The organism is Amphritea sp. (assembly GCF_048266285.1).
Lineage (GTDB): Bacteria > Pseudomonadota > Gammaproteobacteria > Pseudomonadales > Balneatricaceae > Amphritea.
In genome coordinates this window covers 25,555-52,427 of record NZ_JBLWZV010000003.1, presented here as the reverse complement: position 1 = coordinate 52,427, position 26,873 = coordinate 25,555, and the positions used below count along the sequence as shown (strand labels likewise).

Genomic DNA, 26,873 nt, shown 5'->3' with positions numbered 1-26,873 from the left:
AGGCTTCGTGATAGAAGCCTGCTTTTTTTCAAGCGTGAATCAACAGAGCTTATAAAAAAAGCTGACCTAGATGAATGGCGCTGCCTTTGATATGGGCTAACAGCCTTTTTTATAAGCGCTTTTAAAGAGCAAAAGTCAGAACGGACTCAAGCGCTGTGAGTGCTTATCCGCCTTAATGTGAACGGAGAACGCCTGTGAGATATTTAATGGCTATCGGTGGCTTCTTGTTTAGCTTGCTGGTGAGTACCAGTGCGCTGGCCGAGCCGCCATCCACGGCTCAGCAGCCTCTACTGATGCAACTGACCGAGGTGAAACTGAGCAAAGCGTTACCGGTTTTGCAGCAACTGGAAACATCAACCGGCGCCGATATGATGGTTCTGTTCAAGACGATGTTGGCCGGTAAACTGTACTATGTGAAAGAGGACCGCAGCCTGATCGTGGTCTCTAAAGAGGCGGGCGAGACGCGCTATAGCGACCTGTTCTCGGCGGAACCGCGACATGACCTGAGTAAAAAACAGGTCAAGAAGATCAAGGTGAATAACAAACTGCGGGGGTATCTGCGTGAATCTATTGCGCGGATGCAACTGCATCACACCGACCCAGAAGTGCGTGTCGAGGCGGTGCGTTCACTGTTTTCTGATCTTGATAAGCCGACCATTGAGTTAATTCGTACTGCTAGGCTAGATGAGCAGAGCCGTTCGGTGCAGGCGGTGATGGATGTGGCGCTGGCACTGTATCGCGTTAAACATGCCGAAGACGCCACCGAACGTTTAAAAGGTGTGAATGCGTTGCAAGGTAGTTTAGAGCCTGAAGTGCGCAATCAGTTAACACTGTTGGTGGCGAATGATCCGGCCCGTAGTGTCCGTAAAGCGGCGCAAAAAGGCTTGGATAAAATTGCTCAACAAGCTGAAATGTATGGCTTTATTAATCAGCTATTTTTTGGCCTGAGCCTCGGTTCGGTGTTGTTGCTGGCGGCGATCGGTTTGGCGATCACTTTTGGCGTCATGGGCGTGATCAATATGGCCCACGGCGAGATGATTATGCTGGGCGCCTATACCACCTATGTGGTGCAGCTGTTGCTGCCGGAGATGATTGAATATTCTCTGTGGATCTCAGTGCCGCTGGCCTTTTTAGTGTCCGGGCTTGCCGGTGTGCTGCTTGAACGCTTAGTGATTCGTCATCTGCACGGTCGTCCTTTAGAAACCCTGCTAGCTACCTTTGGTATTAGCCTAATTTTACAGCAGTTAGTGCGCACCGTGTTCTCGCCGCTGAATCGTCAGGTGGCAACGCCCGAGTGGATGAGTGGTTCTATCGAGATTAATCCATTGCTCAGCCTTACGCTCAACCGTTTATATATCATTGCTTTTGCGCTACTGGTGTTTATGTTGCTGCTGCTGGTGTTAAAGAAAACCTCGCTAGGGCTGAATGTTCGGGCGGTGTCGCAAAACCGAAATATGGCAAAAGCAATGGGGATTCGCACCGACCGGGTCGATGCGATGACCTTCGGGCTCGGCTCGGGTATTGCGGGTATTGCTGGTGTGGCGTTAAGTCAGCTCACTAATGTGGGGCCAAACCTTGGACAGGCATACATCATCGACTCCTTTATGGTGGTGGTCTTTGGTGGAGTAGGTAATTTATGGGGCACGCTGGTGGCAGCCTTTACCCTTGGGATCGCAAACAAGTTTTTGGAACCGGTTACCGGTGCCGTACTGGCCAGCATTCTGGTGTTGGTGTTTATCATTCTGTTTATCCAGAAACGGCCTAAAGGGTTGTTTCCACAAAAAGGGAGGGCTGCAGAATGAGTACCTTGTTGCAACATGTATTCGGCAACGCCAAGGGCTTTGCCCGGCTTAACGGCGAAAGTAAGGTGGCGCCCTTTGTGGTGTTGTTGCTGGTAGTCACGGTGCTGGCATCGGCCTGTAACCTGTTGCTGCCGCAGGATTCTATCTTTTATGTTTCCACCTACACCATCACACTGTTAGGTAAATATCTCTGCTATGCCATGTTGGCACTGGCGGTGGATGTGATTTGGGGCTTCTGCGGCATCCTCAGTTTGGGGCACGGCGCTTTCTTCGCCTTAGGCGGCTATGCCATGGGGATGTATTTGATGCGTCAGATCGGAGATCGGGGTGTCTATGGCAACCCGGAACTGCCCGACTTCATGGTGTTTCTTAGCTGGAATGAGCTGCCGTGGTTTTGGCAGGGGATGGATCAATTCTGGTTGGCGATGCTGATGGTATTGCTGGTGCCTGGATTATTAGCCTATGTGTTTGGTTGGTTGGCGTTTCGCTCTCGGGTCACCGGGGTGTATCTGTCGATCATGACCCAAGCGCTAACCTATGCGCTGTTGCTGTCTTTCTTCCGTAATGAGATGGGTTTTGGTGGCAACAATGGCTTAACCGACTTTAAAGATATTCTCGGCTTTGATCTGCAATCGGATAACACCCGAGTGACGCTGTTTATTATCACCGCGCTGATGTTATCGGGCTTGCTGGTGCTGAGCAAAAAAATCATGCAGACCCGTTTCGGTAAAGTGGTTGTGGCGATCCGTGATGGTGAAAGCCGGGCTCGGTTTATTGGCTATCGTACGGAAAACTATAAAGTCTGGTTGTTTGTCTATTCCGCCATGATTGCTGGTATCGCCGGGGCGCTCTATGTTCCTCAGGTGGGTATTATCAACCCCGGTGAGTTCTCCCCAATTAACTCGATCGAGATCGTTATTTGGGTCGCGGTTGGTGGGCGTGGCACCTTGGTTGGCGCGGTCATCGGCGCGATTTTGGTGAACTACGCCAAGACGAAATTTACCGCCATCATGCCAGACGGTTGGTTGTTTGCATTGGGGGCGATGTTTGTATTGGTTACGCTCTATCTACCCAAAGGGTTGATGGGGCTGTGGTCGCAGTTTAAAGGTGAGCAACCTGCAGCGCCGACACCCGTTAATCCGCCGAATGAAACACCGACAAGTCATAATCCAGAGGAGGGCCGCGCATGAGCTTACTCGATACCACCCGTGAAGTGATGCGCCGAGATCAGGTTTGGCCATTTTTACAGGACGATACCACCACGGTGGATATCTCCCATCAGGTGTTGCTCTATGTCGAAGGCTTAAATCTGAGCTTTGATGGCTTTAAAGCCCTGAATGACCTGAACCTGTATATCAATGATGGTGAACTGCGCTGTTTGATCGGCGCTAACGGTGCCGGTAAAACCACCCTAATGGATGTGATTACCGGCAAAACCAAGTGCGATAGCGGCACGGTGTATTTTGGTCAATCACTTAACTTGCTGGAAAAAGATGAGGCGGAGATCGCACAACTGGGTATTGGCCGTAAGTTTCAGAAACCGACGGTGTTTGAAGCCCATACGGTGATGGACAATCTTGAGTTATCCCTGAAAAGTAATAAATCGGTGATCCCAACTCTGCTGGCCACCCTGACCGGTGAAGAGTATGACCAGATGGATCAGGTACTCGAAACGATTGGCTTGAAAGGTGAACGGATGATGTTGGCCGGCTCACTATCTCACGGTCAGAAACAGTGGTTGGAGATCGGTATGCTGCTGATGGCTAATCCGCGCTTATTGCTGGTGGATGAACCGGTGGCGGGTATGACAGTGCAGGAAGGTGAGCGCACCGCCGAGCTGTTAACCTCCTTGGCTGGTGAGCGCACCGTGGTGGTAGTAGAACATGATATGGAGTTTGTTCGCAGTATCGCCCGCACCGTGACGGTGTTACATCAAGGCTCGGTACTGGCGGAGGGTAGTATGGATGAGATTCAGAATAATCCCGATGTTATTGAAGTGTATCTGGGAGAAGCGCCATGATCAGTATTAAGAACGTTAATCAGTTTTACGGTGGCACGCAGATACTCTGGGATCTTAACCTAGAGATTAAAGCGGGCTCGTGCACCTGCATTATGGGTCGTAACGGCGTGGGTAAAACGACCCTGTTGAAATGTCTGATGGGGTTGTTACCGGTCAGTAGCGGTGAAATTTTATTGCAAGGTGAGCCGTTGCAAAGCAAAAAAGCGGAATACCGAGCACCGGCGGGGATCGGTTATGTACCGCAAGGACGGGATATCTTTCCACTGCTGACCGTGGAGGAAAACCTAAAGGTCGGTTTGCCAGTGCGCAAAGATGGTGCAAAAGAGATTCCGGATAAGATCTTTGAGTTGTTTCCGGTGTTGCAAGAGATGTTGCAGCGTCGCGGCGGTGATCTTTCCGGTGGTCAGCAGCAACAGTTGGCTATTGGTCGGGCACTCGTGATTGATCCCAAGGTACTTATTTTGGATGAACCCAATGAAGGGATACAACCAAATATTGTTAAACAGATCGGCGATGTTATTCTAAAGCTCAATCAAGAAGAGGGCTTGACCGTGATACTTATTGAGCAAAAATTGGGCTTTGCCCGCCGCGTAGGTGAAGAGTTTCGACTCATGGAGCGGGGACGGGTGGTCGCCAGTGATCGGATGGACAACCTCAGCGAGGCGTTAATCCGTCAATATTTGGCGGTGTAGATGATGACCTTGGCACAACCAATAACCGAGATTGAAGCACCAGGCTCCGCCTCTGCTTGGAACGCCGAACTATTTCTGCAGTTTGCACGCACAGCCCGAGGCACGGTGCTACAGCGGGCTGAACATCAGGGGCCGCTCTATGTGCAGAAAGCGTTTTATCCCGAAGGGCCAGATCTGGCTCAGGTTTATCTACTCCATCCACCGGGCGGTATGGTCTCCGGTGATCGTTTACAGGTCAGGGTTGAGTGTACCGCGGACAGTCACGCACTGTTAACCACGCCGGGGGCGGGGCGGGTTTATCGGGCTAGGCCTGATCGCAGCCTGCAACATCAAACCAATACCCTCAATGTGAGTGCCGGCGGCTCGATCGAGTGGTTGCCGATGGAAACGATCCTCTACCCTGATGCCTGCACGCGACTAGATACCCATGTCAATCTGGCTGACAACGCCCACTATATTGGCTGGGAGGTCACCAGTTTAGGTATGCCCAACCGTGATCAGCCGTTTAGCACCGGTAACTTGGCGCAAACGTTGCAGATTAATCGAGGTGATCGAATTCTGTTGCGTGAGCGACTACAGATCGACGATCATAATCGTGCCCTATTAGAGGGCCCAGCAGGGCTGCGCGGGCACCCTGTGAATGGTTTGATGGTTGCTGGGCCTTTTGAAATGGCAGGTATGCAGGCGGAAAATACCCAAATAAGTGCATTGGTGGATAAGTTACGTCAGGTTGTGAGTGGTTGTGGTGCGTTAGCGTCTGTGAGTTTGACTGGTGAGTTTATAACGGTTCGTTATTTGGGACAGCAAACCGATCAGGCGATGCAACTGTTTATTCATTGCTGGCAGGTGATCAGGCCGTTATTACTCGGGCGTGAGGCGTGTGAACCCCGTATCTGGGCAACCTGAATGCAAGAGGTGTTAGTTGCGCCATCAATGAGATAGGTTAAAAAGGATAGATTATGGAACTGCTTCCAAGAGAGAAAGACAAGCTGCTGGTCTTTACCGCAGCATTGCTGGCCGAACGGCGTCTGAACCGGGGCTTGAAATTAAACTACCCCGAAGCGATGGCTTATCTAACCATGGAAATCATAGAAGGCGCACGGGATGGTAAAACCGTTGCCGAGTTGATGGGGTATGGCAAAACGCTACTGACCGCTGACCAGGTGATGCCTGGCGTGGTGGAGCTGATTCATGAAGTTCAAGTGGAAGCGACCTTTCCCGATGGCACCAAACTGGTGACCGTACACAACCCGATCTGCTGATAGGAGAATATGATGATTCCCGGTGAAATTCAGTCTGTTAAAGGCGATATCCAGCTTAATGAGGGGCGTAAAACGGTGTCTCTGCGGGTCGAAAACCGCGGTGACCGTCCGGTGCAGATCGGCTCTCACTATCATTTTTTTGAGGTTAACCCCGCGTTGGAGTTTGATCGCTCTAAGGCTCGAGGCTTTCGTCTTAATATTGCCTCCGGCACCGCGGTACGCTTTGAACCGGGGCAGGGACGCAATGTCGAGCTCGTCGAATATGCGGGTAGCCGCACGATCTATGGCTTTCGTGGTGAAGTGATGGGTAAGCTGGATGCCGAGGAGACAGACGTATGACTAAGATTGATCGGGCGGCTTATGCGCAGATGTTTGGCCCTACCACCGGTGACCGGGTACGACTCGGGGATACCGAACTGTGGATAGAGGTCGAGAAAGATTTCACGACCTATGGTGATGAGGTCAAGTTTGGCGGCGGTAAAGTGATCCGCGACGGTCAGGGGCAGAGCCAGTTTTGTAATGATATCTGCGTCGATCTCGTGATCACCAACGCACTGGTACTGGATCACTGGGGCATTGTGAAAGGCGATGTCGGTATCCGTGAAGGCCGTATTTTTAAAGTCGGTAAAGCGGGTAATCCAGACACTCAGGACAACGTCGATATTGTGATTGGCCCAGGCACCGAAGTGATCGCCGGAGAAGGTAGTATTCTCACCGCCGGTGGTATCGATGCCCATATCCATTTTATCTGTCCTCAACAGATCGATGAGGCATTGATGTCCGGTGTTACCACTATGCTCGGTGGCGGTACTGGCCCAGCGACCGGCACGAATGCGACTACCTGTACGCCGGGGCCGTGGAATATCGGCAAAATGTTACAGGCAACCGATTCGATGCCGATGAATTTTGGTTTTCTTGGCAAGGGTAATGGTAGTTTGCCAAAACCACTGGAAGATCAGTTGGAAGCGGGTGCCTGTGGTTTGAAGCTCCATGAAGATTGGGGTACTACGCCGGCCTCGATCGATAACTGCCTATCGGTGGCCGATAAATATGATGTTCAGGTAGCGATTCATACCGATACCCTGAACGAGTCAGGCTTTGTTGATGATACCTTGGCGGCCTTTAAAGACCGAGTTATCCACACCTATCACACTGAAGGGGCGGGCGGTGGTCATGCACCGGATATTATCCGTGCCTGCGCGTATCCCAATGTGCTACCGTCATCGACCAACCCAACTCGGCCCTTTACCCGGAATACCGTCGATGAACATCTCGATATGCTGATGGTGTGTCACCATTTGGACAGTAATATCCCCGAAGATGTGGCCTTTGCCGATTCCCGTATTCGGAAAGAAACCATCGCCGCTGAAGATCTCTTCCATGATCGCGGTGCGTTTAGCATGATCTCCTCGGACTCGCAGGCGATGGGACGCGTGGGTGAGGTCGTGACCCGTACTTGGCAAACAGCTCATAAGATGAAAACCCAGTTTGGTCTGTTGCCTGAAGATGAGGAGCGGGGCTGTGATAACTTTCGGGCACGCCGCTATATTGCTAAATACACCATTAATCCGGCGATTGCCCACGGTATTTCCCATGAAGTCGGCTCTATTGAACCGGGTAAACTCGCAGATCTGGTGCTATGGAAGCCCGCTTTCTTTGGCGTGAAACCCTCGTTGATTATTAAAGGGGGGATGATTGCCGCGGCGCCGATGGGCGACCCTAATGCATCGATTCCAACCCCTCAGCCGGTACATTACCGGCCGATGTTTGGATCCTATGGGCAGGCACCGGCTAAAATCTCAGTCACTTTTGTATCGGGTGCTGCATTGGAGCGGGATATTGGTACGCAGTTGGGCTTGAATCGTCGGCTGGTGGCCTGTTGTAACACCCGCAATATCGGTAAGAAAGATATGATTCACAACAGCTGGATGCCGACCATTACCGTTGATCCGCAGACCTATGAGGTGCGGGCGGATGGTGAGTTACTCACCTGTGAACCCGCCGACGTGCTGCCGTTGGCCCAGCTATATAACCTGTTTTAATCATGAAGACCGTTTTTAAGCGAATTAGCAGTAAGGAGATCGGATGCTTGAAGTATATGAGCGTTTAGGCGATCACTGTCATGGTGTGGTGTATACCACTGTGATATTGAATCAAGAACAACGTGATCGTGGTCGGCTGAAGTTGACCGGTGAGAATGGCGAAGAGATTCGGTTGTTTTTGGAACGGGGCAAGCCGTTACAGGTGGGCGAATATTTAAAAACCCGCTGCGGTAAATATATTCAGGTGGAAGGCGCAGTCGAAGCGGTCACCTATGCGGAGTGTGACGATTGGCATACCTTCGCTCGGGCCTGTTATCACTTAGGTAACCGCCATGTGAAACTGCAGGTGGGCGATCGCTGGTTAAAGATGCAGCCCGATCATGTATTGGAAGAGATGCTGGTGTTGTTGGGACTTAAATTGACCCATCAACAAGCGGTATTTGTACCCGAATCGGGAGCCTATAGTCATGGCGGCCATCACCACCACTGATACCTCGTTGTTACGGCTGATGCAGCTAAGCAGTGTCAGCCTGCCGGTGGGTGGCTATGCTTTTTCACAAGGGCTGGAATTCGCCATTGAACGTGGTTGGATTCGCAATGCTGTTCAGGTGTCTGAATGGTTAGAACAGCAGTTGCTTTATTCGGTGGCACAAACCGATCTGCCGCTGTTACAACGGGCGATGCTGGCGACTGAACAGCAAGATTATCAACGCTTGCAATGGTGTAATGATCTAGCTTTGGCATGTCGTGAAACCCGTGAACTGCGGTTGACCGATAGCGCGATGGGTGAGGCGATGAACCGCTTACTCGTTAGTCTCGGTCAGCCCCAGCCACTCCCCACCGCAGAAGATGTCAGCTTTGTCGTGCTGTTTGGTGTGGCGGCGCAAAATTGGCAGATTGATTATCCAACCACCGCCTTAGGATTTCTTTGGTCATGGTTGGAAAATCAGGTGGCGGCGGCCACTAAGCTAGTGCCACTCGGTCAGACACAGGCGCAGCAGTTATTAGTTGAGTTACAACCGCTGTTACCTCAAGCGGTGAGTCAGGCGGCGTTGATCGCCGATGATGGTATAGGTAATGGGCTACAGGCATTGGCGATTGCCAGTGCAGGCCATGAGACACAGTATTCAAGATTATTTCGTTCCTGATCGAAACACAGGGCGAGTGGTGATATTCAGGAGAGTGACAGTGAGCACACAGATAGCGACACCAAAACAAACTTTGCGGGTGGGGGTTGGCGGCCCAGTCGGTTCGGGCAAAACCGCATTGTTACGTTCACTCTGTTCGGCGATGCGTGAGCATTATGATATCGCCGTGGTGACCAACGATATTTATACTCAGGAAGATGCTAAGTTTTTGACCGAACATGAAGCGCTCGATGCGGACCGGATTATCGGTGTTGAAACCGGTGGTTGTCCACATACGGCGATTAGAGAAGATGCCTCAATGAACCTTGCGGCGATTGACCAGCTGATCGCACGCCATGGTGAACTCGATGTGGTGTTTGTTGAGAGCGGTGGGGATAATCTCAGCGCAACCTTTAGCCCAGAACTGTCGGATTTAACGATCTACGTTATTGATGTGTCTGCCGGTGATAAGATTCCCCGTAAAGGTGGCCCGGGTATTACTCGTTCAGATCTGCTGATTATCAACAAAACGGATCTAGCACCGCTGGTAGGTGCGTCACTAGAGGTAATGGATGTGGATGCGAAACGGATGCGCGGTGAGCGTCCCTTTGTGTTCTCCAATCTTAAAAAAGCTGAAGGGTTGCAACAAATCATAGAGTTTATCGTCTCTGAAGGGATGCTGGATTTGAAGCCTTTACCTCCGGTTAAGGCCGTTGTTTGATTGCATTAGAAATGTTTAATTATTGTTAGAAAACTTGGTTGTTATAAACCAGTTTGATTGTTATTAGCATGTTTAATTGTTACTAAAAAGTTTAAGGATCACATCATGAATAAACGCAATCAGTTACGTCTGTTAACCTTAGCTGCGGGTCTAGTACCGCTGTCAGCAATGGCGCATACCGGCCATGAAGTGTCTGGTTTTGTACAGGGGATGCTGCACCCCTTGTCTGGCGCTGATCATCTGTTGGTGATGTTAGCGGTTGGATTATTGGCGGCGGGTCGCACTCGTCTGAGCCACAACCGTGCCGGTATGGCGATGGCCGGCGCATTTCTGTTAACAATGGTGGGTGGAACCTTGCTGGGACTGGCCGGCGTTGCGGTGCCGTTAGTCGAGCAGGGAATTTTAGTCTCTGTGATAGCAGGTGGTATTCTGTTAAGCCTTGCTGTGCGTCTTTCATTAACCACCGGCATTTCCGTCGCGGCAGGCTTTGCGCTGTTTCATGGATTGGCACATGGTGCGGAATTGCCGTTGGCTGCCAGCCCATTCGCTTATATTGCCGGCTTCCTTATCAGCACCTCCGCATTGTTATTTGTGGGCACTTGTTTAGGGCAACTGGCTGATCACTACCGTATGGGAATGTTGACCCGGCTAGCGGGTATCGGCATGGCGACCTTTGGTGTGTTAGCGGCACTGTGATTAGTGGATAAACTCCCCGCGCCTAGCGGGGAGCTTTTTACTGTAAGATGCATGCATCTTTAATGATAAGCAGGGTTGGTCATGCCGTTTTGAACGTTGGTGAGTCGATTCAGTTTTTAGGACATTGAGTCTAATGCCTGTTAATATCCATCAGGTTTTTGAAATTTATTACGTTTATAGATCTAGGTAAAAAATGGCGATTGAAATCATCTCTGGTGAAACGGCATGGTTAAGGAATAACCAGCGTAACAAAACTCAACGTTGGCCTACTAGGCGAGATCCAGACCGTATTTATCCTATAGCGACACCCGTCGCAAAGACTAGCTTTAATATTAATCTGGATGAAAAAGTGTTTTGTATCGGCTCATGTTTTGCTAACGAAATAAGCCAAGCATTGCATCGACTTAATTATGATGTATTGTCGATATTTCATGATCTGCCAACACCATCTGACCGTCAGCTTAATACTGATTCAGTATTCCATAAATATAATGTTGCTTCTATCTACAATGAGCTAGCCTGGGCGTTAGATTCATCGAAGCCTTACAGCCATGATCAGGCATTAATTCATGCAGGTAAGGATAATATTCAGGATTATCAGTTAACAGGAAAGCAGCGTAGCTATAGTGAAGAGTTTGCCAAAACTTTTCGTAATTCTTTTAATTCAGCTTTTGCAAAAGTTAAGGATGCTGATGTTGTTATATTAACGTTGGGTGTCAGTGAAGTCTGGTACGATAATGAAACCGGACTGTATTTGAATGTTGCTGTCCCCCACAGTCTAATAAAAAGTTATCCAGGACGTTTCGAGCTCCATGTGTTTGATTACGAAACGACATCGTTTTTTTTGACGGCAATTTATGACCTGCTTAAAGCTAATTTGAACTCAGGTTTTAGGTTGTTAGTGACTGTTTCACCTATACCATTGACTTATACTTTTCGAGAGCAGGATGTTTTTATATCGAATAGTTATTCAAAAGCGGTATTACGTGTTGCTGTTGAAGAGCTCGTTAGTGAACATAATAATATTAATTATTTTCCAAGTTATGAATTTGTTACTCTGAGTAACCCTTCATCCGTTTGGCGTAGTGATGATTTTCGCCATGTAGACTCTAGCTTTGTTGATTACATTATGGGTAATGTAATGGCTCAGTTTACAGAGGATTCAGATGCGGTGAGAGGAAATAATTTATTGTTAAAAGTGAAGTCTTTGTATTATGGAGGCTTTGTTAAAGAGGCGAAGGTATTATTACGATCTCTAAGAAACAACGATAGTGTTAGTTCTAAAGAAATGCTTATGCTTTGGCTCGCGATGCAAACGGGGCTTAGTGGGAAAGTTAAAGTATTTTTACTAAAATTATCTACATATTTTAAGACATATAGCCACCTGAGTATCGTTCAACATATTTATTCTGTTCCGGACTTTTTCAAAAAAATAGCTAGGGATGCGTTTGTTGGGCATGTTGATCAATGGGATGGTCAGTGTTTGAGTGGTTGGGCATGTAACCAAAAAAGCTCTAAACCTATAAAAGTTAAGGTTTTATTGGGGAGTGACGTGATCACAACGGCGACGGCAGAGGTTGCCCGTCCAGATGTTGCTCGACATTTGGGTGTTAAAAGTGCGCAGCTAGGTTTTAAAATCCCATTAGACTTAAGCAAAGTTGAAGGTCAACTTGTGCGTGTTGTTTTTGCTGAGACCGGAGAAGATTTGAATTTAAGCCCTATTTATATTGATGCCAAGGCTAACGACTAAGGGTTTTGCTACGTTTGGAATTAAATTCTAAACTATTTTTTATTTTGGCTGACTGTGCCTGTTTTACTGCGTTATCGTTTTACGAGACTCTAAAGCCGACATTGAGCGCTTCTAAAGTGTGGGTTAACTCTTCAAAAACTAGATTTCTTAACCACATATGCGCTGGATCTTTGATGTAGCGCTCATGCCAGATAATCGAATAGGTAAAGCCTTTTTGTGGCATCGGAAAGGGCAGAATTTTTAACTGATATTGTTTGGCGAAGCTGCTCGCTAAGCCGTAGGGCACGGTGAGAATCATGTCACTTTGTGAAATGATGGCCAGCGCCGCAACAAAGTGCGGCACGCGCAGGGCGATACGTCGTTTTAGCCCACGTTCCTCCAATAGATAATCGATAGCGCCTTTGCGTGCTCCGCCCATGGTGATTAAAGCATGGGGATAGTTAGCGTAGTGTTCTAAATCCAGTGGTTGTTCAGCGGCGGGATGGTTGTCTCGCACCACACAGACAAACCGATCACTTCCCACACCACGGCCATGAATCGCGGCCGGGGCATCTTCCACCGTGCAGGTGGCCAGATCAATATCATGTTGATACAGTTCCTGTAAGAGGCTCTCTTGCCAGGGCACAATTTCTAAATTGACCCCCGGTGCTTCAGTGCGCAACCGTTTTATGACCGGTGGTAAAAGTACCTGTGCGCCGTAATCGGTGGTGGCTAATCTGAAGTTTTTGGTTGCGCTTTCAGGTGTGAAAACGGCAGGGCTGATTAGGTGACTTAAGTCTTGTAACGATTGGCGTAACTGCAATGCGAGCATCTCTGCGCGAGGTGTTGGGATTAAGCCTTTTGGAGTGCGGGTAAATAACGGGTCGTTAAAGAGTGTTCGCAGCCGCGCTAGGTTGCGGCTGATAGCGGGTTGGGTCAGGTTTAGTCGGCCTGCCGCTCGAGTGACACTGCGTTCTTCAAGGAGCACTTGAAAAACAGGCAGAAGGTTGAGGTCGGTAGTCGTTAGGTTGTTTATGTTCATTCATGATTTCTATTTATGTTAGATATTTACCCAATGCATTGGATGCATGTAGAGAGGAAGCATAGACTAATCGACATTATCAGACAATGTTCTACGTAAGGTGCCGCATGTATATTGAATCTAATCGTGAAATCCAACTTGTTCGTCGTCCTGTCGGTATGCCGACTAAGGATGATTTTCAGCTCGTTAGCCACCCGGTACCTGAGTTAAAAGAGGGTGAAGTGTTGGTTAAGAATCTATGGCTGTCGGTGGATCCTTATATGCGGGGTCGGATGATGGAGCGTGCAAGTTATATCGAACCTTTCGCTCTGAATGCCGCACTTGGTGGTGGTGCGGTAGGTGAAATTGTTGAATCTCGTAACGCTGATTTTACCGTGGGCCGTAAGGTGTCCAGTATGAATGGCTGGCGGGAATATTTTACCTCCGCTGGTGATGATATTCAGTTGTTACCGCAAACTGAGATTGCCGATCAAGCTTTTCTAAGTGTGCTGGGGATGACGGGTATGACGGCATTTACTGGATTGACTAAGATTGCCGAACTCAAGGCAGGAGACCGAGTCTTTGTTTCAGCGGCGTCTGGTGCTGTTGGTGCGATGGTGTGTCAGATCGCTAAACTGAAGGGTTGCTACGTGGCTGGCAGTGTAGGTTCTGAGGCTAAAGCCCGTTATCTGCTAGATGAACTGAATGTCGATGCGGTGGTTAACTATAAAACCACTGACGATCTGCAGGACAGCATTGCCAAGGCTTGCCCTGAAGGCATTGATGTCTATTTTGAGAATGTCGGCGGTGCTCACCTAGAAGCAGTATTAAACCTGATGAATGATCATGGGCGTATCGCTGTTTGCGGCATGATCGATCAGTACAACGCCACCACGCCACAGGCTGGGCCAGTGAACTTATCCCAATTGATTATTAAGAAACTCAAAGTTCAGGGCTTTATCGTGTTTGAGCATTGGGATGGGTATCCCGCGTTTGTTGAGCAGATGACTCAGTGGATCGAAGCGGGAAAAATCACTTGGAAAGAAACGGTTTATAACGGTATTGAACAAGCGCCCGATGCGTTTATTGGCCTATTTAAGGGTGAGAACACCGGCAAGATGTTGGTAAAACTGGCTTAGGCAGTCTGTGGTTCAGTTGAGCATTCGATGATTAATTAAAGTGTGGGCTGGTCTGAAATTTGATCGCCCGACAGAAAGGAAAGATTACGATGAATATTTTATTTGTACTGACGTCACATGATGAATTGGGTAATACCGGTGAGAAAACGGGTTTCTGGGTTGAGGAATTTGCTGCACCTTATTACGTTCTAGCGGACGCTGGCGTTAATATTACCTTGGCGTCGCCTGCCGGTGGTCAACCACCGATCGATCCTAAAAGTGCACTGGAAGATTTCCAGACCGAGGATACTCGTCGTTTTGATCAGGATGCTGAGCTGCAACAAAAGCTGGCCAACACGTTACCATTAAGCAGCGTTTCTGCCGATGATTACGATGCAATCTTTTATCCCGGTGGCCATGGGCCAATGTGGGATCTGACTCAGAATAAAGCTTCTATTGCCTTGATTGAAACCTTTGCTCGTCAAGGCAAGCCTGTGTCAGCAGTCTGTCATGCACCGAGTGTTTTGTTAAACACCAAAGATGAAGCGGGCGAACCGCTGGTTAAGAACAAGAAGGTTACAGGCTTTACGAATACTGAAGAAGCAGCGGTAGGCTTAACAGAGGTAGTGCCATTCCTGTTAGAAGACGAGCTGAAACAGCGCGGCGGTGTTTATTCTCAGGGACCAGACTGGGGGCCCTATCTGATTGAAGATGGTTTATTGATTACCGGCCAGAACCCAGCCTCTTCAACGCTGGTAGCGAAGGCAGTGTTAGCCCGCTTGAGAAAATAGCTATTTAATAACGTGGTGATATAAAAAAGTCACTGGGAGCGAGAGCTGCCAGTGACTTTTTTGCTTTAAGCTGAAATCAGTGATTAATGCGCGCTGATACCGCGAATCGCTTCGGAGCGACGACGTAGGTATTCCACAGTGCTTAGCAGCAAGATAGACATACAAACCAGCAAGGTTGCAACAGCCAAGATCGTTGGGCTAATTTGCTCACGAATACCTGCCCACATCTGCATCGGTACAGTTCGCTGTTCAGCGCCCGCAATAAAGATCGCGACAACCACTTCATCCACTGAAGTCATTAGGGCGAACAAGCCGCCTGAAATAACACCGGTCATAATTAGCGGTACAGTGATTTTAAAGAATGCATAGGTTGGAGAAGCACCAAGGCTGTTAGCTGCTCTGACTAAGTTATAGTCAAAGCCGCTGAGTGTCGCTGTCACCGTAATCACCACAAAAGGAGTACCTAGTGCTGTATGAGCAAGGATTAAGCCCAGATAGCTCTGTGATACACCCATTGATGAGTAGAAAAAGAACATACCTGCAGCTGAAATAATCAACGGTACGATCATCGGGGAGATCAGTAATCCCATGATCAGACCTTTAAAGGGTAGTTCTGAACGACTCAAGCCTAATGCAGCCAGGGTACCCAGCACCATTGAGAGGAAGGTCGAGCAGATCGCCACAATAAAGGTGTTCTTGATCGCTGCCATCCAACGCTCACTGCCAAAAAACTCCTCATACCAACGAAACGAATAGGCATCAGGGTCGAACGCCAACATCCCTTCAGTAAAACTGAAGTAGGGCTCGATATTGAATGACAATGGGATGATGATCAGCAATGGCGTGATCAGAAAAATAAACACCATGCCGCAAAAAACACGAAACGCATAGTACCAGAATGTTTCTAAGGGGCCGGCATATGATGGAAGAGCCATAATCTTACCTCAACGTCATCTGATTGTTTCCGCCAAAGAGACGGCTGTAAAGGGCATAGATACCTAAGACGAGTGCTAGCAGTACCACACCGAGTGCGGCAGCAAGACCCCAGTTAAGCGAACTTTGCATATGGTATGCAATCATATTGCCGATAAACTGTCCGGTTTGACCACCCACCAATGCAGGGGTGATGTAGTAACCAATCGCGAGAATAAACACCAAGATGGCACCCGCAGAAATACCGGGCACTGATTGAGGTAGGTAAACCTTAACGAATGCGGTAAAGGGGGTTGCACCAAGGGAACGGGCGGCCCGCATATAGCTTGGTGGAATCGTCTTCATCACTGAATAAAGAGGCAGAATCATAAACGGCAGCAGTATATGAGTCATAGCGATGACGGTACCGGTGGCGTTGTAGATCATACTCAGCCGGCTCTCATCATTGACTAGGCCGAACCAGACGAGAATGTCATTAATTACCCCTTGGCCCTGAAGTAACGCGATCCAGGATGAGGTTCGTACCAACAGAGAGGTCCAGAAGGGGAGTAGTACCAAGATCATCAGGGTGTTGGCTACGCGCATGGGAAGTGATGCCAGCAGATAGGAAACCGGATAGCCGAGCAGCAAGGTCAATAAGGTGATGACCACGGACATCCAGACGGTTCGCCAGAGCATCTGCAGATAGACACGCTGATTCTCCGGTAGCATTCTGATTTCACCCTCGGGGGTGGTTTCCATATCGAATGCTGCAATGTAATACGACGCGGTATAGGGTTTAGATTCGCGTTTAATGACTCGCCAGTTGTCAATATCGCCCCAACCTTTGTTGATTTTGATCAGTTGGGCTTTGTATGGCGGTTTGAGTCTAGCAGCTTTACGCGCGGTGCCTGTTAACAGGCTACGCATCTGGCTTTTTTCATAATTAAGTCGGGTAGCCGCTTTACCAATGGTATGGTTTTTACGACCCACTACCAAGTCTTCAACCAGTGCGGCATAGGTTGCTTCATCTGGTAGTTCGTTGCTATCACCATCCCAGTCAGCTAATGCTGCGGTGGTGTTCGGCATATACTCGGAGACCTGAGGGTTATCTATCGACCGGAATAGCATGGTTGCGATAGGTGAAACAAAGGTGACCATGATAAAGATAAGCAGCGGTGCTACCAGAAACAGGGCGCGGATTTTTTTGCGGCGCAGTGAGCGATGCATATCCGAGGTTAAGCGTTTCTGTTCGTCCGGGGTTAATTGGCCTTCGGCCTCGACAGTATTTGCCATCATGAGGAATACAAACCCTTTTTTGAAGATGAATTAAAATGGCGGTTGATTGTGCGTCTTATCGTTGATAATAATGAATCATCATCTGATCGTGTGGTTAGATGATCGATCAAATCATGACTCGAAAATCAGCCTTTAACTCATAAAGGGGGGCTTGGCAGCCCCCCAACATTTACGTTCTTATTGTACTAACCAAGCGTTAAAGCGTTGACGTAGTTCGTCACCGTTATCAGCCCAGAATTCAGCATTTTTCTTAATAGGAGTCTTGAAGTTAACTGGCGTAGTTGGCATGTGGGGAGCCATTTCTACACCGGTTTCCGCATGAGTAGAAACCAGTGGTGCAGAGGATTTACGCGCTGGACCGTAAGAGATGTATTTAGTCTGGTCGGCTAGACGTTGCGTGTCAGTAGCGAAACGTAAGTAGTCCATTGCCGCTTTCTTATGTGGCGCACCTTTTGGAATAATATAGCCATCTAGCTCATAAACCTGACCGTCCCAAATAATAGTGAACGGCTGGTTTTCTACAACTTGAGCGTTAAAGATACGACCGTTATAAGCAGACGCGATTGCAACTTCACCATCGGCTAGCAGTTGTGGTGGTTGAGCACCAGCATCCCACCAGATGATAGAATCTTTGATGGTATCCAGTTTAGCGAAAGCACGTTCTACGCCTTCAGGCGTGCCGAGTACATCGTAAACTTGATCATAAGGTACGCCATCAGCGGCGAGAGCCCACTCTAGGTTAGCATCAGGTTTTTTCTCAAAGGCGCGCTTACCTGGGAATTTTTTGACGTTGAATACATCAGCAATCGTTTTCGGCTTTTCACCTGGGAATGCTTTATCGTTGAAAGAGAACAGTGTGGCGTAAACGATAGTTGGAACGTAGCAACCAGAAAGAGAACCTTCAACAAAGTCTTCCATTACTGGCGTGCCGTCAGCACCAGGGTTTAGATCTTTTTCATAATCCAATTCTTGTGCAATACCTTCATCACACGCCAGAATTGCGTCACCTTCCAGAATATCCAGTACATCCCAGGTTACATTGCCGGCTTCTGTTTGTGCACGAAGACCCGCTAGACCATTACCTGATTTATCTTCATCGACAATCTTAATGCCTGTTTTTGCAGTGAACGGATCACTGTAGGCCATCCGTTGGGATTTTGTGTACGCTCCACCCCATGATACGACCGTTAGTGGTTCGGCTGCAGTTGCAGAGCCCACGCATACAGCAGCACCTAGTGCTAGGACAGATGATAGTTTGGAAAATTTCTTCATTTGGCATTTCCTCTCGGGCTTTAATGACATGACATCTTCTTCATGAAGACGCTGTTTATTCGCTCATCATAACTATGATGTAGCCTTTATTGTTTTTCAGTAGCAATGACATTTGATCCTGGTCAGATCGTATCCAACGCCCTACAGTCTTTAGACGACCAACCGATAGGGGCGGTGCCGCCAACTTGCAATCCTTTATGGTCTGTAGAATTCGGTACTTTGACGATAAATTCATCGTGGCCGCAGACATTCATACGAACCCGCTTATGATCTCCTAGGTAGATAACTTCCTCGACTTTACCCGTGAATACGTTGTCACACTGACCTTCAACCGGATCAAGAAAAACGCGCTCAGGTCGGAGTGATAGAGTGCTTTCTTTACCAATATCGTCGGTGTTGATATCCAGGGCGGTAACTAACTCGCCACTAGGTAGACGAACGGTGCAAATGCCGTCTTGTGTAGATTGTAAAATACCGGATAACTTATTGTTTTCACCAATAAACTGGGCAACAAAGGAGTTAGTCGGTTTTTCGTAGAGTTCGGTGGGTGGGGCGAGTTGTTGAATGATACCGTCGTTGAAAACGGCGATTCGATTCGACATCGTGAGTGCTTCAGATTGGTCATGGGTTACATAGACGACGGTTACGCCCAATCGTTCATGAATATGTTTGATTTCGTATTGCATCTGTTCCCGCAGATTCTTATCCAGCGCACCGAGTGGTTCGTCCATTAGAATCAAATCGGGTTCAAATACAAGGGCACGTGCAACCGCGACTCGCTGTTGTTGACCTCCGGATAACTGTGCGGGACGACGATCGCCAAAGCTACCGAGTTCAACCATATCCAAGGCTTTATTAACGCGCTCTTCGATCTCCGATTTACCCATGTTACGAACTTTAAGAGGAAAGGCGAGGTTTTCTGCCACGGTCATATGGGGAAATAACGCATAGTTTTGGAAAACCATGCCGATGCCGCGTTTATGGGGCGCTACATTGTTGATTGAACGGCCATCCAGATAGATATCACCATGGGTCGCTGTTTCAAAACCGGCCAACATCATCAGCGATGTGGTTTTCCCTGAGCCGGATGGCCCAAGCATGGTTAAAAATTCACCGCGTGGGACATCAATATTCAAATCTTTTACTACGAGAATCTTGCCATCGTAGCTTTTCTGAACTCCGTCAAACCGTACAAAAGCCTCATTGGAAGCTGAATTTTCCATTTGTTATTATGCCTCTCTACAATTTATGGGTTGTGATCCGCAAGCTTAAAATCTGTCGTTGGTTCTTGTTGATTACTGTTTCGCGTCTGTTTATACCCTACGATAATTTGAAGTGAGAGTGCAAACATTACCTTTCAAAACTGAGGATTAAGTATTTTTACTCTGTTTTGATGTTTAAAAATCGTCAATTTGTCCACGAATATTGACTGTTTACGACATTTCACTAATTTTGTTTTACGCCAACTATCTTAAAGTAGCCAAATTCAACCTGCTTTAATTTAGTGCGGGCCATTACGTCTATCGCTCATTTCTTATCTGTGTTGTTTGTCTAAGTAAAATGGGTGCCCCATTCTGGTTTAATCTAAGGCCATTCTTTGTCCCGCCTCTATCTGCCTTGTTTCGCCCGCCTACTTGGATATATTGCTGGTTCTACGCACACAGTAATCGGGTTGTTTCATCAATCTCGACGTAACTCGTTATTTTTTGACTGTATTTTCGCTGTTCCTGAGGTCATTAAGTTGGTATTTCAGCCTTGTTTATTGCTTAAACGGCGCTGTATCGGCGATCAAACTGTCCTTCGACATGGATAAAGCATAGCTAGAGTCTGGGTAATTGCACTGTCTCTATTGGTTTTTATAAATCGGTATGTTTCCTGCAGTGTCCGATGTATGGATAAAGTTTTCTGCTTAAAAGGCTGCTATATGGTCAATATTGGTGCGTTTTTGTTGTTGCTTAGACCGCTGTGCACTGCCGTTGCTAAGGGGAGTGAGAGATGACGACTAAGGTTTTAATTTTTACCGATCTCGATGGTTCATTGCTGGACCACTTTAGCTATCGTTTTGATACAGCAAAGCCGCTATTGGCGTTATTAAAAACGGTTAAAATTCCGGTTATTCCTGTGACCAGTAAGACCCGTGCTGAACTGTCTGTTTTACGTCAGCAGTTAGCTAGCGAAGACCCTTTTGTCGTCGAGAATGGAGCCGCTATTTTCATCCCCGTTGATTACTTTTCGCTGCCGCCGAGTGGCTGCTCTATCGTAGATGGTTTTTATTGTTACTCATTTTCTAAACCTCGTGAACATTGGTTAACGCTGTTAGCAGCACAAGCGACTGAGTTTGCGGGCGAGTTTGAGACTTTCACCTCCTTAGGGGTTGAAGGAATAAAAGTATGTACTGGACTTTCGACAGAGGCTGCCTCGCGGGCCAATAATCGCGAATTTAGTGAGCCGGTCAAATGGCTTGGCTCTGAGAGCCGTAAATCGTTATTCGTAACAACATTAAGGCGAGCAGGGGCGACGGTGCTACAAGGTGGGCGTTTTCTACATGTAACAGGGGGTTGCAATAAAGGGAAGGCGTTGCAATGGCTTTATCAACAATACCGCGACTCAATTTCACATGAAGTGGGTAAAAGCGAATTTTTAACCATAGCGGCTGGTGACAGTGATAACGATGTCGATATGTTACAGGTGGCTGACTGTCCCGTGTTGATCCGTTCACCGGTGCAAGAGCCTCCTGTGTTTGAGCATCTCAATGTTTATCGAACAAAACAAACCGGGCCGGATGGTTGGGTTGAAGGGGTGAGTTGGTTTTTAGGTGCCTCAGAGCGACCGCAAGAGATGAATTCAATTGAATACCTGCAAAAGAAGCTAAGGAGTAATGTGTATGGGTGATTTCTATCAGAATGGCATTATTACAACGTTACATCATCTAGCAAACAGACCGATTGAGGAGGTTGAAGAGGAGTTAACACGTTTCGGTCGTAAAAGACCATTGGCCCTGATTCTACCGTCGTTATTCTCTGAGTTGGAAGGGCCTGCGCTGGCGCATATTATTGATGAAATAAGCCAGGTGCCATACCTGTCTGAAATTGTGATTGGACTGGACCGGGCCAATGAAGCGCAGTTTCGTTATGCCCGGCAGTTTTTTAGCAAGCTCCCTCAGCATCATCGTATTCTTTGGAATGATGGACCGCGTTTACGGGCATTGGATGCCGAGTTGCAAGCCCTAAAGCTAGCCCCAAAGGAGGCGGGCAAAGGGCGTAATGTGTGGTATTGCATGGGGTATATTTTGGCCTCAGGGCGGGCCGAGTCAGTGGCATTGCACGATTGCGATGTCACCACTTACAGTCGTGAGATGTTGGCCCGGTTGATCTATCCGGTAGCCAATCCGCAATTTAACTATGAGTTCTGCAAAGGGTTTTACGCCCGAGTATCTGATGGCAAGATCAATGGGCGAGTGAGTCGTCTATTGGTGACGCCACTGCTGCGAGCGTTGAAGAGGGTCTTCGGTGAAATCGAATATCTGCAGTTTCTCGATAGCTTTCGTTATCCGTTAGCGGGGGAGTTCTCTTTTCGGCGTGATGTACTGAGTGATATCCGTATACCAAGCGACTGGGGTTTGGAGATCGGTGTGCTGTCAGAGATGCACCGTAACTATGCTAACAACCGACTCTGTCAGGTGGATATTGCCGACCAATACGATCATAAGCATCAAGATCTCTCCCTTGATGATATGCAGGCGGGCCTGTCGAAGATGTCGATCGATATCACCAAATCATTGTTCCGTAAGCTAGCCACTCAAGGGCATACTTTTAATAGCGAAACCTTCCGTTCAGTCAAAGCGACCTATTACCGTATCGCCTTAGATTTCGTTGAAACCTATCACAATGATGCGGTGATGAATGGCCTGCAACTGGATATTCATGCTGAAGAAATGGCGGTAGAGATGTTCTCTCGCAATATCATTTCCGCCGGTGAGAAGTTCTTGAGTAACCCGATGGAAACCCCTTTTATTCCTAGTTGGAGTCGGGTTTCCAGTGCCATGCCCGATGTGTTTGATCGTTTAATCGAAGCGGTTGAGTTGGATCATCAAGAGTTTATGGCGGAGTAATATGGATAGCGTATTCAATAATGCCAGTGATCAGCTAGTCAGTCAGATTGAAAATCATCTGCATAATATCTATTGCTCATTTGAAGCGCAGGAGATCACTCACCTGGTATCGGACCTAATCTCTATCATGCGTCTCGGCAGTGTCGAGCAACTTCCTATGCCGTTTAAAAACCATTGGAGTCAGCAAGATATTATTATGATCACCTACGGTGATAGCCTCCATCGACCTGATGAGCGGGCGATGAGTACTCTGCATCATTTTCTCAATGAGCAGTGCGACGGGGTTATTAGTGGTGTACATGTGCTACCGTTTTTCCCATATAGCTCGGATGATGGCTTTGCCGTGAGTGATTATTATCAGGTACGGGCATCGGTGGGAGAGTGGCAGGATATTCAGCGGCTCTCAGGAGAATACCGATTGATGTCAGATCTGGTTATCAATCATGGTTCAGGTGAAAGTGAGTGGTTTGCCAACTTTATTAAGGGGGAGGGTGTTGGTCATGATTACTTTTTCACCGCTAGCCCTACGGATGACCTTTCACAGGTTGTAAGGCCGCGTACCAGTCCACTGTTGCGCGCAGTTGAAACCGAGGAAGGAGTGAAGCATGTGTGGTGTACCTTTAGCCACGATCAAGTGGATTTTGATTTTCGTAATACGGCGGTGTTAAAAGAGTTTGTGCGCATTATTCGCTTCTATCTCGATCAGGGGGTGAATATCTTTCGCTTGGATGCGATAGCGTTTCTGTGGAAAGAGGCGGGTAGTCGTTGTCTTAATTTGGAACAAACCCATGAAGTAGTGCGGTTGTTTAGAACATTGATTGAGTATGCTTGCCCGACGGCAATGATTATCACCGAGACCAATATTCCCAGTCGGGAGAATTTATCCTATTTCGGTAATGCCAACGAGGCTCACTGTGTCTACAACTTCTCACTGCCGCCGTTATTGTTGCATGCTTTAATCACGGGCCAGAATTTCTATCTAAAGCAGTGGATGATGAGTATGCCACCGGCGCAGGATGGTACCTGTTTCTTTAACTTTATTGCCTCCCATGATGGTATTGGGCTTCGCCCGGTGGAGGGTATTCTGCCTGATAGCGAGGTTGAGCTGATAATCGAAACGATGCAAAACTTTGGTGGGCATGTCTCTTGGCGGGCGTTGGATGATGGCGGTAAAAAACCTTACGAAATTAATATCGCCCTATTTGAGGCATTACAAGGAACGACGGAGGGAAAAGATAGCTGGGGCGAAGCACGTTTTATCTGCGCCCATCGTATTATGTTGGCGCTGGAAGGTATTCCGGGTATCTACCTTCACAGTCTGCTCGGCACGCTGAACGATCATGACCGGGTTGCCATGACTGGCCACTCCCGCTCGATTAATCGCCATCAGTGGGACTATAGTGCGTTAGAGGTGTTGTTGGCTGATAATACAACCCATCATTACCGGGTGTTTAATGCCCTAAAGTCGTTAATTGCTATTCGTGCGCGACAGAAAGCATTTCACCCTAATGGGACGCAGTTTACGCTGCACTTAGGTGAGCAGGTGTTTGGTTTTTGGCGCCAGAGTGTTGATCGAACGCAGAATATCTTTTGTTTGAATAATATCAGTGCCGAACCGGCCACTTTATCACTATCGGATCTGAATTTGATTAGTACCCAGGACTGGTTAGATTTACTCAGTGGACAGCATTATACCGACCTTCTGGGTGATCTTGAGTTAGCCCCCTATCAGAGTGTTTGGTTGGCCAACGGGTAGGTTTTTAAGAACGTTAGGATATGAACCGGAGCAAGCGAGACCTGTTATCGCATTACTAGATTAACACCGGGAGCCTATGGCAGGCTCCCTAGCGATTAGCCGATTACTTCTTGCTGTATTTACGATTACCTTTGCCGCGGCCTTTACGAGCCTTCGGTTTAGTGGATGCAGCGGCATCGTCTTTGTAAGCTAGTTCAAATTCGATCTTACGCTGATCCATATCGACCCGTACCACGCGAATTTCGATCTTGTCGCCAATACCGAAGTTAACTCGCGTGCGTTCACCAACTAAGCGTTGCTGGGCGGCATCGAACTGGTAGTAATCGTTGTTCAGCGCGGTGACATGCACTAAGCCTTCCACCTGAGTGTCATCCAGTTCGATAAACAGACCGAAGTTGGTGACCGTACTAATGACACCACTAAAGACATCACCGACATGGTCTTGCATGTATTCGCACTTCAACCAAGCTTCAACATCCCAGCCGGCTTTATCGGCGCGGCGAGATACCAGTGAACAATGTTCAGCCATACTCTTCATGGCTGTGAGGTCATAAGGGTAGCTTTTAGTTTGCTCAAGAGGCGCGGCGCTTTTTACGCGGTGAACCGAGTCAGCGGTGCCGGTCAGTTTTTTCAGCGTGCGACTTAAAATACTACCTGTTTCACTGCGACGAATAACCGAACGAATAGCACGGTGAACCAGTAGATCGGGGTAGCGGCGGATCGGTGAGGTAAAGTGAGCATAGGCTGGGTAAGCCAAGCCGAAGTGGCCTTGGTTGTCAGAACTATACTCGGCTTGACTCAACGAGCGCAGCATCATTGTACGGATAATCTGAGCATCCGGACGGTCGCCAAGGCTTTTCAGCAACCGGTCGTAATGGGCCGGTGTTGGTTTTTCACCACCGGCGAGGTTGAGGCCTCTTTCACTTAGAAAAGCTCGGAGGTTAGTCAGTTTTTTCTCGACCGGACCTTCATGAACCCGGTACAGCGCAGGCAGGTTCACTTTTTCGAGGAATTGTGCCGTGGCTACGTTGGCGCAGAGCATAAACTCTTCAATCATTTTATGCGCATCGTTACGCACCACCGGTACGATCTGATCGATCTTACGGTCTTCGGTAAATTTGAACTGCACTTCCTGCTTTTCAAAATCGATAGAGCCACGTTTAGTGCGGGCTTTTCTTAATACCGCATAGAGGTGATGAAGGGCGTGTAGATGCGGCACCACGTCAGCATGTTTGTGTGCGACGTCTTTGCCAAGCCCGGTTTCTGGCGCAGATACGAGTGCACCAACCTGGGTATAGGTTAGGCGGGCATGGGAGTGAATGATCCCTTCTGAAAACGTATAGCTGGTCATCTTGCCGGCATTATTGATCGACATTTCGCAGACCATGACTAGACGGTCGACATTGGGGTTCAGTGAGCATAGGCCATTGGACAGTGCTTCAGGTAGCATGGGTACTACATGGCCAGGGAAGTAAACTGAGGTGCCTCGTTCAGCGGCTTCGACATCTAACGGACTACCGGGCACAACATAGTGTGACACATCGGCAATCGCCACAAATAGACGCCAGCCGCCAGATTTACGCTTTTCACAATAGACGGCATCATCGAAATCTCGTGCATCTTCACCATCAATGGTGACGAAAGGCAGTGCCCGTAGATCGGCGCGGTGCTGTTTATCAGAAGTGCTGACTTCATCGCCTAAGGCGTCGGCTGCATCCAGTGCATCCTGAGGCCACTTGTGTGGGATGTCATGGTTACGAATGGCAACATCAATTTCCATACCCGGCGCCATAGAGTCGCCCAATAGTTCAACAACCTTGCCTTCGGCATTAAAACGATTACAAGGGTATTCGGTAATCTCTACGGTGACATACTGTCCCGCTTCAGCGCCATTGAGTTGATCATCGGGAATATCGATCTCATTGCGCATACGGCTATTTTCAGGCTGTAAAAAGTATTCGCCATCATCAACCCGTAAGCGACCAACGACCTGAGTCATATTTTGTTCAAGCACTTTTATGATCTGGGCTTCTTGGCGTCCACGACGGTCGATGCCGCTAATACGAGCTTGTACGCGATCACCAGGGAAGGCTTTCAGCATCTGACTTTCGTGCAGATATAGATCATCGCCAGGGCCGTCTATCGATAAGAAGCCAAAGCCATCGGGGTGACCAATAACCGTACCTTCAATCAGATCGTCTTGGGTGAGTAGGCTGTAGCCTTTACGTGGATCAAAATTGAGTTGGCCATCACGCTCCATCGCACGCAAACGGCGGCGTAGGGCTTCTTTTTCTTCATCTTCAAATAATTTAAGGGTTTTACCGAGCTGCTCTCGGTTGAGGAACTTTCCTGGTTCATCGAACAATCCCATGATGTATTCCCGGCCAGGAATTGGGTTGCTATATTTTTCAAAATCTTCGGCATTGATGGCAGTTTTAATATGATTACTCATTCTTTTCTCAAATAAACCAGCGCTTGGCTATCCGAATGGCTCGAACTCAC

At 48.2% G+C, this 26,873-nt stretch carries 24 protein-coding genes; 18 read left to right on the top strand and 6 right to left on the bottom strand.

Translation table 11 applies throughout. The features are described 5' to 3' along the window. Window positions 1–206 precede the first annotated feature (206 nt). The 13 genes from urtB (at window position 207) to ACN0T0_RS05550 (ending at window position 12,112) form a co-directional block, all read left to right on the top strand. Window positions 207–1,802 carry an urea ABC transporter permease subunit UrtB gene (urtB, locus tag ACN0T0_RS05610; protein WP_320137151.1) on the top strand — a complete coding sequence of 532 codons (1,596 nt, stop codon included), beginning with the start codon at window positions 207–209 and terminating at the stop codon, window positions 1,800–1,802. Continuing rightward, on the top strand, window positions 1,799–2,992 hold the full coding sequence (gene urtC / locus ACN0T0_RS05605; protein WP_417224087.1) for an urea ABC transporter permease subunit UrtC: 1,194 nt from the start codon (window positions 1,799–1,801) through the stop codon (window positions 2,990–2,992). The genes urtB and urtC overlap by 4 nt, the downstream gene beginning before the upstream one ends. Beyond that, window positions 2,989–3,822: an urea ABC transporter ATP-binding protein UrtD gene (gene urtD, locus ACN0T0_RS05600; protein WP_417224085.1), complete on the top strand. Its 834-nt coding sequence runs from the start codon at window positions 2,989–2,991 to the stop codon at window positions 3,820–3,822. Before urtC ends, urtD begins: the two co-directional genes overlap by 4 nt. Beyond that, window positions 3,819–4,514 carry an urea ABC transporter ATP-binding subunit UrtE gene (gene urtE, locus ACN0T0_RS05595; protein WP_417224083.1) on the top strand — a complete coding sequence of 232 codons (696 nt, stop codon included), beginning with the start codon at window positions 3,819–3,821 and terminating at the stop codon, window positions 4,512–4,514. Before urtD ends, urtE begins: the two co-directional genes overlap by 4 nt. Window positions 4,515–4,517: 3 nt before the next feature. After that, window positions 4,518–5,420, top strand: coding sequence for an urease accessory protein UreD (locus ACN0T0_RS05590; protein ID WP_417224082.1), 903 nt, complete (start codon window positions 4,518–4,520; stop codon window positions 5,418–5,420). A gap of 53 nt (window positions 5,421–5,473) precedes the next feature. Then, window positions 5,474–5,776 (top strand): urease subunit gamma, encoded by a 303-nt coding sequence (locus ACN0T0_RS05585; RefSeq protein ID WP_215953378.1) that lies wholly within the window; start codon window positions 5,474–5,476, stop codon window positions 5,774–5,776. 12 nt (window positions 5,777–5,788) lie between these two features. Further along, window positions 5,789–6,115 carry an urease subunit beta gene (locus tag ACN0T0_RS05580; RefSeq protein ID WP_320137152.1) on the top strand — a complete coding sequence of 109 codons (327 nt, stop codon included), beginning with the start codon at window positions 5,789–5,791 and terminating at the stop codon, window positions 6,113–6,115. Continuing rightward, window positions 6,112–7,818, top strand: a complete 1,707-nt coding sequence (gene ureC / locus ACN0T0_RS05575) for an urease subunit alpha (RefSeq protein ID WP_417224080.1) — start codon at window positions 6,112–6,114, stop codon at window positions 7,816–7,818. The genes ACN0T0_RS05580 and ureC overlap by 4 nt, the downstream gene beginning before the upstream one ends. Before the next feature lie 43 nt (window positions 7,819–7,861). Next, window positions 7,862–8,308 carry an urease accessory protein UreE gene (ureE, locus tag ACN0T0_RS05570; RefSeq protein ID WP_417224078.1) on the top strand — a complete coding sequence of 149 codons (447 nt, stop codon included), beginning with the start codon at window positions 7,862–7,864 and terminating at the stop codon, window positions 8,306–8,308. Continuing rightward, entirely contained in the window at window positions 8,286–8,966 is a 681-nt protein-coding gene (locus tag ACN0T0_RS05565) for an urease accessory protein UreF (protein WP_417224076.1), read from the top strand. The genes ureE and ACN0T0_RS05565 overlap by 23 nt, the downstream gene beginning before the upstream one ends. Window positions 8,967–9,018: 52 nt before the next feature. Next, window positions 9,019–9,666, top strand: coding sequence for an urease accessory protein UreG (gene ureG, locus ACN0T0_RS05560; protein ID WP_417224500.1), 648 nt, complete (start codon window positions 9,019–9,021; stop codon window positions 9,664–9,666). A gap of 105 nt (window positions 9,667–9,771) precedes the next feature. After that, the gene (locus ACN0T0_RS05555) at window positions 9,772–10,362 is read left to right on the top strand and encodes a HupE/UreJ family protein (RefSeq protein WP_417224074.1); all 591 of its coding nucleotides are present in this window, start codon (window positions 9,772–9,774) and stop codon (window positions 10,360–10,362) included. A 193-nt stretch (window positions 10,363–10,555) separates the two neighbouring features. Further along, window positions 10,556–12,112, top strand: a complete 1,557-nt coding sequence (locus ACN0T0_RS05550; protein WP_417224072.1) for a GSCFA domain-containing protein — start codon at window positions 10,556–10,558, stop codon at window positions 12,110–12,112. Window positions 12,113–12,191: 79 nt separating this feature from the next. Here the strand turns inward: ACN0T0_RS05550 and ACN0T0_RS05545 are convergent, their stop codons facing one another. Beyond that, window positions 12,192–13,133, bottom strand: coding sequence for a LysR family transcriptional regulator (locus tag ACN0T0_RS05545; RefSeq protein ID WP_417224070.1), 942 nt, complete (start codon window positions 13,131–13,133; stop codon window positions 12,192–12,194). Between the two features lie 107 nt (window positions 13,134–13,240). On the opposite strand from ACN0T0_RS05545, the gene ACN0T0_RS05540 reads away from it, so the two are divergent. After that, window positions 13,241–14,251, top strand: coding sequence for an NADP-dependent oxidoreductase (locus ACN0T0_RS05540; protein WP_417224069.1), 1,011 nt, complete (start codon window positions 13,241–13,243; stop codon window positions 14,249–14,251). A gap of 89 nt (window positions 14,252–14,340) precedes the next feature. Next, entirely contained in the window at window positions 14,341–15,021 is a 681-nt protein-coding gene (locus tag ACN0T0_RS05535) for a type 1 glutamine amidotransferase domain-containing protein (RefSeq protein WP_417224067.1), read from the top strand. Window positions 15,022–15,104: 83 nt separating this feature from the next. On the opposite strand, the gene ACN0T0_RS05530 is transcribed toward ACN0T0_RS05535, so the two are convergent. The 4 genes from ACN0T0_RS05530 to ACN0T0_RS05515 all read right to left on the bottom strand — a co-directional run bounded on the left by ACN0T0_RS05530 (window position 15,105) and on the right by ACN0T0_RS05515 (window position 19,727). Beyond that, complete coding sequence (locus tag ACN0T0_RS05530) at window positions 15,105–15,956, bottom strand: ABC transporter permease (protein WP_417224066.1); 852 nt, start codon at window positions 15,954–15,956, stop codon at window positions 15,105–15,107. A 4-nt stretch (window positions 15,957–15,960) separates the two neighbouring features. Further along, window positions 15,961–17,232 (bottom strand): ABC transporter permease, encoded by a 1,272-nt coding sequence (locus ACN0T0_RS05525; RefSeq protein ID WP_417224064.1) that lies wholly within the window; start codon window positions 17,230–17,232, stop codon window positions 15,961–15,963. A gap of 177 nt (window positions 17,233–17,409) precedes the next feature. Further along, a complete protein-coding gene (locus tag ACN0T0_RS05520) occupies window positions 17,410–18,450 on the bottom strand; it encodes an ABC transporter substrate-binding protein (RefSeq protein ID WP_417224062.1) in 1,041 nt (346 codons plus the stop codon). Between the two features lie 176 nt (window positions 18,451–18,626). Then, complete coding sequence (locus ACN0T0_RS05515; RefSeq protein WP_417224060.1) at window positions 18,627–19,727, bottom strand: ABC transporter ATP-binding protein; 1,101 nt, start codon at window positions 19,725–19,727, stop codon at window positions 18,627–18,629. 772 nt (window positions 19,728–20,499) lie between these two features. On the opposite strand from ACN0T0_RS05515, the gene ACN0T0_RS05510 reads away from it, so the two are divergent. From ACN0T0_RS05510 to ACN0T0_RS05500, 3 genes are read left to right on the top strand one after another with little or no spacing between them, the layout of a single operon-like run. Next, complete coding sequence (locus ACN0T0_RS05510; protein WP_417224058.1) at window positions 20,500–21,396, top strand: HAD-IIB family hydrolase; 897 nt, start codon at window positions 20,500–20,502, stop codon at window positions 21,394–21,396. Next, window positions 21,389–22,615 carry a glycosyl transferase gene (locus ACN0T0_RS05505; RefSeq protein ID WP_417224056.1) on the top strand — a complete coding sequence of 409 codons (1,227 nt, stop codon included), beginning with the start codon at window positions 21,389–21,391 and terminating at the stop codon, window positions 22,613–22,615. The genes ACN0T0_RS05510 and ACN0T0_RS05505 overlap by 8 nt, the downstream gene beginning before the upstream one ends. Before the next feature lies 1 nt (window position 22,616). Further along, entirely contained in the window at window positions 22,617–24,371 is a 1,755-nt protein-coding gene (locus ACN0T0_RS05500) for a sugar phosphorylase (protein WP_417224055.1), read from the top strand. A gap of 103 nt (window positions 24,372–24,474) precedes the next feature. Here ACN0T0_RS05500 and rnr read toward each other — a convergent pair whose 3' ends face one another. Next, on the bottom strand, window positions 24,475–26,823 hold the full coding sequence (rnr, locus tag ACN0T0_RS05495; RefSeq protein ID WP_417224054.1) for a ribonuclease R: 2,349 nt from the start codon (window positions 26,821–26,823) through the stop codon (window positions 24,475–24,477). Between the last annotated feature and the right edge of the window lie 50 nt (window positions 26,824–26,873).